The 11,755-nt window shown below is 59.0% G+C and carries 2 protein-coding genes and 1 pseudogene; all 3 read right to left on the bottom strand.

Features of this window, described 5'->3' with window-relative positions; translation table 11 throughout:
- Positions 1 to 10,021: hypothetical protein (locus HHL14_RS31050; RefSeq protein ID WP_230413285.1), on the bottom strand; the 10,021-nt coding region annotated here is incomplete at its 3' end.
- Between the two features lie 39 nt (positions 10,022 to 10,060).
- Positions 10,061 to 10,183, bottom strand: a pseudogene (locus HHL14_RS34035) (ESPR domain-containing protein); the annotation flags it as partial.
- Between the two features lie 775 nt (positions 10,184 to 10,958).
- A complete protein-coding gene (locus tag HHL14_RS31045; protein WP_169501428.1) occupies positions 10,959 to 11,351 on the bottom strand; it encodes a transposase in 393 nt (130 codons plus the stop codon).
- Positions 11,352 to 11,755: the final 404 nt, after the last annotated feature.

The raw sequence follows: 11,755 nt of genomic DNA, 5'->3' as shown, positions 1-11,755 counted from the left end.
AACCATTGTTGTCCACGCTGCCGTTGACATTCAGCGAGCCATTGTCGGTGTTCACCGTGCCGTTGTTCGACAGGCTGCCATTGATGTCTGTCGAGCCACCGTTGCTGGTGTCGATCGTACCGTTCTCATCGTTCGACACGTTGCCCGTCACGTTCAACGTGCCATTGTCCGTCGTGCTGACGTTGCCGCTGTTGTTCAGGTCGCCACCGATGCTGGTCGTGCCGTTATCGGTCGTGTTCAGCAAACCATTGTTGTCCACGCTGCCGTTGACATTCAGCGAGCCATTGTCGGTGTTCACCGTGCCGTTGTTCGACAGGCTGCCATTGATGTCTGTCGAGCCACCGTTGCTGGTGTCGATCGTACCGTTCTCATCGTTCGACACGTTACCGGTTACATTCAGCGTGCCGTTGTCCGTCGTGCTGACATTGCCGCTGTTGTTCAGGTCACCGCCGATATTCGTCGTGCCGTTATCGGTCGTGTTCAGCGAACCGTTGTTGTCCACGCTGCCGTTGACGTTCAGCGAGCCGTTGTCGGTGTCCACCGTGCCGTTGTTCGACAGGTTACCGTTGATGTCTGTCGAGCCACCGTTGCTGGTGTCGATCGTGCCGTTTTCGTCGTTCGACACGTTGCCCGTCACGTTCAGCGTGCCGTTATCCGTCGTGCTGACGTTGCCGCTGTTGTTCAGGTCACCGCCGATGCTGGTCGTACCGTTAGCGGTCGTGTTCAGCGAACCGTTGTTGTCCACGCTGCCGTTGACATTCAGCGAGCCGTTGTCGGTGCCCACCGTGCCGTTGTTCGACAGGTTGCCACCGATATCGGTCGAACCACCATTGCTGGTATCGAGCGTGCCATTGTTCGACACGTTGCCCGTCACGTTCAGCGTACCGTTATCGGTCGTGCTGACGTTGCCGCTGTTGTTCAGGTCGCCGCCGATGCTGGTCGTACCGTTAGCGGTCGTGTTCAGCGAACCATTGTTGTCCACGCTGCCGTTGACGTTCAGCGAGCCGTTGTCCGTCGTGCTGACGTTGCCGCTGTTGTTCAGGTCGCCGCCGATGCTGGTCGTACCATTAGCGGTCGTGTTCAGCGTGCCGTTATTGTCCACGCTGCCGTTGACGTTCAACGAGCCGTTGTCGGTGTCCACCGTGCCGTTGTTCGACAGGCTACCGTTGATGTCCGTCGAACCGCCATTGCTGGTATCGATCGTGCCGTTTTCATCGTTCGACACGTTGCCCGTCACGTTCAGCGTGCCGTTATCACCGCTCGTGTTCAACGAACCATTGTTGTCCACGCTGCCGTTGACATTCAGCGAACCATTGTCGGTGTCGACCGTGCCGTTGTTATCCAGGCTACCGTTGATGTCCGCCGAGCCACCGTTGCTGGTGTCGATCGTGCCGTTCTCGTCGTTCGACACGTTGCCCGTCACATTCAGCGTGCCATTGTCCGTCGTGCTGACGTTGCCGCTGTTGTTCAGGTCGCCGCCGATGCTGGTCGTGCCGTTAGCGGTCGTGTTCAGCGTGCCATTGTTGTCCACGCTGCCGTTGACATTCAGCGATCCATTGTCGGTGTCGACCGTGCCGTTGTTCGACAGGTTACCGTTGATATCGGTCGAGCCGCCGTTGCTGGTGTCGAGCGTGCCGTTTTCGTCGTTCGAGACGTTGCCCGTCACGTTCAGCGTGCCATTGTCGGTCGTGCTGACGTTGCCGCTGTTGTTCAGGTCACCACCAATGCTGGTCGTGCCGTTAGCGGTCGTGTTCAGCGTGCCGTTGTTGTCCACGCTGCCGTTGACGTTCAGCGAACCGTTGTCGGTGTCGACTGTGCCGTTGTTCGACAGGCTGCCATTGATATCCGTCGAACCGCCATTGCTGGTGTCGAGCGTGCCGTTATTCGACACGTTGCCCGTCACGTTCAGCGTGCCGTTGTCCGTCGTACTGACATTGCCGCTGTTGTTCAGGTCACCGCCGATACTGGTCGTGCCGTTATCGGTCGTGTTCAGCGTGCCGGTATTGTCCACGCTGCCGTTCACGTTCAGCGAACCATTGTCGGTATCAATCGTGCCATTGTTCGACACGTTGCCCGTCACGTTCAGCGTACCGTTGTCCGTCGTGCTGACGTTGCCGCTGTTGTTCAGGTCGCCGCCGATACTGGTCGTGCCGTTAGCGGTCGTGTTCAGCGTGCCATTATTGTCCACGCTGCCGGTGACGTTCAGCGAACCATTGTCGGTATCCACCGTGCCGTTGTTCGACAGGCTACCGTTGATGTCCGTCGAACCGCCATTGCTGGTGTCGATCGTGCCGTTTTCATCGTTCGACACGTTGCCCGTCACGTTCAGCGTGCCGTTGTCGGTGCCCACCGTGCCGTTGTTCGACAGGCTGCCATTGATGTCTGTCGAGCCACCGTTGCTGGTGTCGATCGTGCCGTTTTCGTCATTCGACACGTTGCCCGTCACGTTCAGCGTGCCATTGTCGGTCGTGCTGACATTGCCGCTATTGTTCAGGTCACCACCGATACTGGTCGTGCCGTTAGCGGCCGTGTTCAGCGTGCCGTTATTGTCCACGCTGCCGTTGACGTTCAGCGAACCGTTGTCGGTCGTGCTGACGTTGCCGCTGTTGTTCAGGTCACCGCCGATGTTGGTCGTGCCGTTGTCTCCGCTCGTGTTCAACGAACCATTGTTGTCCACGCTGCCGTTGACATTCAGCGAACCGTTGTCGGTGTCCACCGTGCCGTTGTTCGACAGATTACCGTTGATGTCGGTCGAGCCGCCATTGCTGATGTCGAGCGTGCCGTTCTCGTCGTTCGACACGTTACCCGTCACATTCAGCGTGCCGTTATCCGTCGTGCTGACATTGCCGCTGTTGTTCAGGTCACCACCAATATTGGTCGTACCGTTGTCGCCGCTCGTGTTCAACGAACCATTGTTGTCGACGCTTCCGTTCACGTTCAGCGAACCATTGTCGGTGTCGACCGTGCCGTTGTTCGACAGGTTACCGCCGACATCAGTCGAGCCACCATTGCTGGTGTCAAGCGTGCCGTTCTCACCGTTCGAGACGTTGCCCGTCACATTCAGCGTACCGTTATCCGTCGTGCTGACGTTGCCGCTGTTGTTCAGGCCACCACCAATGTTGGTCGTGCCGTTATCACCGCTCGTGTTCAGCGAACCATTATTCTCGACGTTGCCGCCAATATTCAGCGAACCACTATCAGTATCAATCGTCCCGTTGTTCGACAGGTTGCCACTGACATCAGTCGAGCCGCCATTGCTGGTATCGAGCGTGCCGTTGCTGCCAACGGTCGCGTCACCCAGAATACTCAGGGAGGCGTTCTCCGATACTGCCGTCGACCCATTCAGCTCCGTGCCGACTCCGGTGCTCGACTCGCCCGCAATACTCGCCTTCGCGTTACCGCTCAGATTCAGGCTGCTGCCCGGATCCTCAAGGAAGCCCGTCCCATGGGTCGAATTACCCGCGATCGTGATCGTGCCGTTGTCCGTGGCATTGAGGTTTGCACTCAGCTCCACGGCCGTGCCGTTGACCGACGTACCCGTCAGGTTCAGCGAGCCGTTACCCGTGATCTGCGTATCGCCGTTGAAGTCGTTACCCGTGCCGTTGACCGAACTGCCGAACGCATTGACCGTACCATTGCCGGTGATGTTCATCACGGCACGCGGCGTCATGCTCTCCAGCACCCCGATGCCGTCCACGGAGCTACCGTTGAGGTTAAGCGTCGAGTCGGCCGACACATTCGTGCTGCCGTTCAGCCGCACGCCCGTGCCGTCACCGGTGGACGTGCCATGGAGATTGACCACTGCGTCGCCGCTCATATCCAGCGAACCGTTCGCGTCCTGTGAAACGCCGACACCCGTCACCGTGCTGCCGGTCACGTTCAGCGTCGCCATATCCGTCACCGTGACGTTGCCCAGCTCTACCCCGGTGCCCGCGTTCGAGCTGCCCGCGATGTTCATCGCGAGGTTGCCGTCCAGCGTCAGGCCATCGCCCGCGCCCAGGTAAATCGCTGCGCCCGTGTTCGACGTACCGTTCAACGAAACGGTCGTGCCCGACGTGGCGTTAATCGCCCCGCCCAGGCCCAAGCCACTGCCGCTATCCGAATTGCCATGAACGATCAGGCTGCTATTTCCCGTCAGCGTATTGGTGCCGGTCAGATCCACACCATCGCCAGTGACCGAATTACCCGAAATATTGGCCTTCGCGCTGCCGCTCAGGTTCAGATTGCTGCCCGGATCCTCCTGGAAACCCGTCCCATTGGTCGAATTCCCCGCGATCGTGATCGTGCTGTTGTTCGTGGCATTGAGGTTCGAGCTCAGTTCCACCGCCGTGCCATTGACCGATGTGCCCGTCAGGTTCAGCGCCCCATTGCCCGTGAGCTGGGTGTCGCCGTTAAAGTCGTTACCCGTGCCATTGACGGAACTGCCGAAGGCATTGACGTGGCCATTGCCGCTGATATTCATGACAGCGTGCGGCGTCATGCTCTCCAGCACGCCGGTACCGTCCACCGAACTACCCGTCATGTTCAGCGTCGAGTTGTCCGATACATTCGTACTGCCGTTCAGACGCACACCCGTGCCGTTACCCGTGGCCGTGCCATTGAGACTGACCACTGCAGAATTGTTCGTATTGAGCGAACTATTCACGTCCTGTGAAACGCCAACGCCCGTATTCGACGTACCGGTCACGTTGAGCGTGCTGTTGCCCGATACGTTCACCGACTGGGAAAGGTTGACACCAGCCGAGTTGGCCGATGCGCCGATGAGATTGAGGCGGCCGCCGGTTACCGCCGCGCCGCCGCCAAGCAGCACGCCGTCGCTTGTCTGCGACGTGCCGTTGAGCGTTACCGCGGCATTGTTGTTCACCGCAACGATACCGCTTGTATGCACCCCACCGTTGCCGTTGGCCGTCAAGCTACCCGTGCCGTTAACCGTGAGGTTGTGTCCGAACGAAATGCCGGCTGCGTTGCCGCCGCTGCCCGTTCCGCTCAGGTTGACCACGCCATTGTTCGACAGGTTGAAGTTTGCGTCGCCGGCAAAAGCGACCCCACTCGTATTGGCGGAGTTGCCCGTGACGTTCAGGCTGCCATTCGAGACACTTTCGGTCGCGTTGGTGGCGAAATACACGCCGATATTGGTGTTGGAGGTACCGTTGAGCACCAGATTCCCGCCGGTGACATTCAGCGGAGTATTCACGTAGATGCCATAGCCGCCATTCGAACCACCGACAACGGTCAGAGCACCATTACCAGACACCGACACGTTTCCAGCGAGGTCGATACCGTCGAGGGTAGTACTCTGCGTCGTGCCGATGAGCGTCAAACTTCCGTTGCCGCTAGCGGCCAGACTGGTGTTTGCAGCGAGGCTCAGACCGTGGCCTGTATTCGACGTGCCGTTGAACGTCACATTGCCCGAAGTCACCGAGTACGACGACGGCGAGTTGCTGAAGTTGATGCCATAGCCGGAACCACCGGCCACGCCGGTGACCGTGAAGTTGCCGCCATTGAAGGTGACCCGGCTGAAGTTCAGCGTCACACCGCTGGCGTTGCCGGTCGGCCCCGTCGTACCGGTGATGTTCAACGTGCCGTTGCCGGAGACCGCCACGCTCCCGCACAAGTTCAGACCGTCGACGGTGCCGTTCGACGTCTTGCCGCTAAGCGTCACATTGCCGGTGCCGCTCACCGCCACGTTGGTGCCGATGTTCAAGCCCACGCCGCTATTCGACGTGCCGTTAAACGACACGCTGCCGACGTTCACATTGATATTTCCGAGCGTCGACGCGAACAGAATACCGGTACCGGCGCCATTCGACTGGCCGGTGACGTTCACCGTGGTGGCGCCGGACATCGTGATACAGCCGCCGAAATTCACACCCGTACTGTTATTCGAACTGCCGCCAACGTCCAGCGTAGCGCTGTTGCCGACCGTGACACATCCGCTAAAACTCGCACCGGTGCCGAGGTTCGATACGCCGGTGACACTCAGCGTGCCGTTATCGGTGATGTTGTTATATACGCCGTTGAAATTCGCGCCCGTGCCGTTGCCGTTCGAGGTCCCCGTGACATTCACCGCACCGCTGCCATTCACCGTGACGCAGCCACTGATGTTCGCACCGACACCGTTGCCGTCCGACGTGCCGTTCACGGTTATCTCAGCAGTATTGGACACGTTGAGACGGCCACCCAACAGTACGCCTGCGCCATTGCCCAACGAGGTGCCCTGGATACCCATCGCACCGCTGCCACTCAACGTCACGCAGCCAGCGATGTTCGTGCCCGTGCCGCTGCCGCCCGCGTTGCCGGTGACATTCGTCACACCATTACCGCTCACCGTGACGCAGCCGCCGATGTACGCTCCCGTGCCGTTGCCGACCGAGGTGCCAGCGATATTCGTCGAGGCATTGCCGCTCACCGTGACACAACCGGCGAGATTCGTTCCCGTGCCGTTGCCGAACGAGGTGCCGGTGATATTCGTCGAGGCATTGCTGCTCACCGCGATACAACCGGTGACGGCGACGCCCCCACCGCTACCATTCGACGTACCGCCGATAGTCACGTTGGAGGTATCCGTCGCATTGAGACTGCCCGCCATATATACGCCCGAGCCATTGCCCGTGGCCACGCCGGTAATATTGACGACGCTGCTGCCGTTAACGGTCATGGTCTGGCCCGCGCCGATGTTCACGCCAGAGCCATTGCTGCCATAGGACGTACCGACGACAATCATCGTGCCATTTGTCACCGTAATGTTCGGGCTTCCGCTCGCACCTTGCGCAACGCCGGCGCTGTTGCCATAGGAAACGCCGGTGACAGTAAAGCAGCCACCCGAGGTGATGTTGTTGAAGCCGTTGAGGAGCACGCCGTAATTGCTGTTCGATGTACCGTTGAACGACACGGTAGCGCCGTTGGAAACGTTCAACGGCGACAAACCTAAGCACGAACGGATGATGCCGGTGCCGGAATTGGAGGTGCCGATGACGTTCAGGCTGCTGCCGGCGCCGGTGACCGTGGAGTTACCATAAGAATCCACGCCATCGCCAGAATTGGACTGGCCGGTAATGTTAAGAGTGCCGTTGTTGACAGTAAGCACCTGAGCAGGAGTGGCTAGCGTCAAAACACCGGACGATGTGTTCGACACACCGACGATCGAAGCGCTACCGCCGTTCAGCGTTATGCCGCCATTGGTGCTGGTGATATAAACGCCATACCCGCCACTCGATTGTCCGAAGACGTTCAGTACGCCGTTTCCGGATACCTGCACACCGTTCGAAAAATCCACGCCATCGTTGCTGCTACCGTTCGTGACGCCGACGAGGTTCAACGTGCCGTTGTCGGTGACCGTCACCAGTCTATTGAAGCCGAGGCCCACGCCTGTGCCGGTCTGAGTGGTACTGTTGACGCTCAACGTGCCATTCCCGGATACCGCCAGATTGATACCCGAAATGCACACGCCGCTACTTGCGCCGGTGGTATTCGAAGTACCCGTGATATTCAACGTGCTGCTATCGGTTGCCGTCACGTTACTCCCGGACAGCTGCACACCGATGCCGGAATTCGACGTTCCGCGAATGGTCGCGTTACCGCTTGCGTTCGTCGCCACGTTCCCGGAGATGCACACGCCAACGCCGGTACCGGAGTTACCAGAAACGTTCAGCGTGCCGTTACCGCCCACCGTTACGTTGGTCCCGGAGATGCACGCGCCACTGCCGGTGTTCGATGCGCCAGCAATGGCCACATTGCTGCTGCCGTTCACCGACACGCACCCCGACACACATGCTCCCGTGTTGGAACCGTTCGTGGTACCGCCGATCGTCGTCGTGCTATCCGTCACGCTCAGGTTGCCGTTGACAAACACGCCCATGCCGGTGCTCGTACCCAACGCCGTACCGGTAATGTTCACCACGCTGTTGTTGGACGCGGACACATTGCCGACCAACCACACACCATTGCCGGAGGACGTCGTGCAGCCCACCCCCGACGTACCGTTGAGCGTCACGCTACCACCGTTGACCGTCACCGGCGAGCTCACGTACACACCGGTACCGGTGGTGCCGTATGCCGTACCCGTGACATTCAGCGCGCCGTTACCGGTTACCGACACGGCGCCGGACAGATTCACGCCATTGACACCGACGTTCGATCTCGTCGTCGTACCAGCGATGGTCAGGTTACCGCCCGCCACGTTCACCGGAGCAGCGACGGACACGCCGGCACAGGTGCCGGCCGTCGTGCCGTTAACGGTCACGTTACCGGAGCTCACGTTCAGCCCGTTCGCGTAAACGCCAAAACCGGCACCAGTGCCAGTCTCCGAGCCGGTGATGTTCAGCGAACCCGTGCCGTTGAAGTTCAGCGCGCTACCCAGGTAAACGCCAGCGTTGCCGTTAGCGCTACCCACGATCGAACCGCCACCGATGTTGTTTAGTACACCAGACAGATTGACGGCGACGTTATTCGCGATATTAGTGGTGTTGCCCGAAACGGTCAGTTCGCCACCGCCCAGGTTAATCGATGTATTGGCTGCTGTAGAGACGGAACCGGATCCGTTATTGCCCGCATCCGCCGTCAGATTCAGGTTCAATTTCCCCGAGGTAGACGTGATGTTGCCTCGCAGCGCGATGCTGCCATTGGCCGTCAACGTCAGCGACGTGTTGCTCGTACTCGTGTCGGTAATGTCCGCGCCCGCCAGCTGCGTAATGTTGCCGGTCGCGTTACCGCTACTCGCCGTCGTGATCGTTACGTTCGTGCCGTTGCTCAGTGCGGAGCTGATCGTCGTATTGCTTACTGTTGCGGTCGTGTTGCTGCCGCCGCTGAACGTGCCGTCGCTGAGATTGCCCGTAAAGTTGGCATCGGTGCCACCGATCGTGACATCGGTCGGATCGATGAGCCAGTGCCCGGCCTCGCCGTTGGGCGCTGCGGCCGAGATGCTGCCTTGCACATCCAGCGTGTGGCCCGAGGTCTCCACGAATCCACCGTTGCCGTGTGCGGAACCTGCGTCGATGGTCACACCCGCGCCCACCACGGTCTGGTTCGCGAAGTTCACCGACGAAATCAGGGAAGATGCCGAGCTATTGGCCACATGACCCAGGCTGTCGCCGCCGACGATCACCGTACCGCCCTGGCCGTCACCGGAAACATTGACGCTCGCATTGCCGAACAGACCCACGCGATCGCCCGTCAGCACCACGGTGCCGCCCGTGCCACCCGCGGTAGTGTTCGAGGCGTCGATCCGTCCCGTCACCACCGTGTCGCCTGTGTTACCCGCATCGGCTACCACGGTCCCGGCCTTGACGACGCCGGACAGGTTAACCACCGTGTCGAGCACCGTGTTCGCACCTCGCGCGGTCAGCAGCACCGATCCGTTACCGGCCTCGATATTTCCGCTGCTGTCCACCAGCGCGTTGGCCGTCGCATTGTTCAGCGTCACCGAAATGCCCTGGCCGTTGTTCAGCGCCACCGTCGCACTGTCGCCGGCCGCCAGCACCACCTGGCCACCCGGCGCGTTGATCGTGCCGGCGTTCCTCACCTGGTCGGCGGCGAGGACCACGTAGCCTTGCGCGTTGATCGTGCCATTGTTCACGATCCCGGCGTTCACACCGGTCGAGCTCAGATCCAGCGCGCCACCCGCCATGAACTGGTTCGGGTCGATGTTCTTCGTGGTCGCCAGCAGCGACCCCACGTTCACCACCGAGCCACCGCCGAACAGGATGCCGTTAGCGTTCTGGATCAGCACCTGGCCGTTGGCGAGGAGACTGCCTTGAATGTTCGAGGGCACGCCGCCCACCACGCGATTGAGCGTCTGCGACGTCGAATTCGGCTGAACGAACTGGACCGTGTTGCCCGAGCCGATATTGAAGGTGCTCCAGTTGATCGCCCCGCGCTGCGTTCCCTGGGTGATCGTCATCGTGTTGCTGTTTTGACCGATGTTGATCTGGCCGCCCACGACCTGGCCGCCTGTAGGCAACGACTGCGCGAAGGTCACGGATGGGGCCGCGAGGAACAAGGCGAGCGACATCGACGTCAGCATCGACACCACGCCTGAACCGAAAGCTGAAGCGGAAGCGGGTGCGGATACGCCAGAACCGGAGCTTTCCCCCGGTTGCTTACCCTGACTATTTGCTGTCTCCTCAACCGCCACGAGCATGCCAAGTCGTTTGCTGAAGACCTTCTTGAATCGGCCTTTATTCATTTGTAATCCTAATTTAATTCAATTAAAAGCAAACGACTCTGGCAATCAAAACTCAACCGAGAAGTTTTCTGTCTGGGGTGGCATCCTCGCCCGCATCGTTCTGGTATCGATGCCCCCAATCCGCACAAAATCAAATGACGAGCCGGCGCTCGTGAATTCCGCCGTCCGGCCGCTTATCGCACCCGTGATTCCACTGACAACCTCCGCACCGGTTTTTCACGCATAGTGCTGCGCACTATGTCGTGACTAGCCAAAATAAAATGTCGAACGAACGCTGGGAAAAATGCCTACTGCCGTGCCTCTTGACGCTCGTCCGACTCATCTCCTGCCAACACCACAACCGCCAACGGGCCGGCAATACACGCGCGATTTCGTGATCAATGAATCGCGCTCACGATGCTGTTCTCGGCGGAATTCAAATGTCAGGAAAATATGACCCGGGGATAAATGAACGCTTCAAAAAGTTGAGAGCTATCAGTTTTCCCTTCGCTATCTCGATGCAGGAGGAAATTGCTGCTCTTCAATTTCACCTACGACGCTATGAGCAACAGCCTGACTTAGTTCGTCATGCTTGACGCCCTCGCCGGTAACTACTCCCCATCCCATGCTTCGACAACATCTACTACCGATATACGCTACGCCATCACACCGAACCCAGGAGCCGCGCTGGCATCGCCAATTCGAGCGTCAGGGACAGACCATTCGCTAGCATTCTAGAACCGCAAAACAGCATTGATGCAATTTAGGTTGCGTGTTTGAAAGAAACCGTCTAACTTCACGAAACTGTAGATACGAACGAATTCATGAGCTGCAGACTGGATGCAACGCGGCCCGTTTTGCGCGGTGACTTCGCTCGCTTGCGCATACGAACCTGCATCGTTTCGCACAACTCTTTGGCGGCCGCGCCATATAGCTCATGCAGCAGACGCGTTAGCACACCCGATTCGCTCCAGGCGAGAAACCGCCGATTGCACGTCTGATACGACGGATATCTGCGCGGCATGGCGGACCACACACCGCCGCTGCAGATAACCCATAGCACGCCATTCAGTACTTCACGCGTATTGGCTAACGGCCGACCGCGCATATCGCGCCGCGGCCGCAATTCGGGAAGTAACCCGGCAACACGCTGCCATTCTTCATTGCTGATATCGCGGTAATTCGTCACGATTCCCTCTCTGGGCGAAGCATTCAGAGGAAAGATATAGCTGTAGTCATTTCGGATAAATCTGACGTGTACGAATTTCTGGATACGCGCTCCACACGATTTCTCAAAAATCACAAAATAAACAATTAAATCAATAAGTTACAAAATGTCAAAGAAGGTGCGACACGTTGAACTGGGGCGTCCACAGTCCTAAATCAAACGTTCCATTTAGTACACTTCTTCAGCGGCGACCTCACCAGCCAATCAATGCTCGCTCCCGTACCCCTTGGAAACACGGCCAGGCGTCGATCAAACGGATTGAGTTGCTCGCAGGAAAATGGGCGGATGTAGTCAGCCAGGGCATCCTCGGCTTGCCCGACATATCGACTCACGGCGCAGCGCCAGTCATGGAGTCGGATCGGTGA

The organism is Paraburkholderia antibiotica, from assembly GCF_012927125.1.
Classification (GTDB): domain Bacteria; phylum Pseudomonadota; class Gammaproteobacteria; order Burkholderiales; family Burkholderiaceae; genus Paraburkholderia; species Paraburkholderia antibiotica.
Note: the sequence above shows the minus strand (reverse complement) of the source record. Positions and strands in the feature narration are given on the sequence as shown.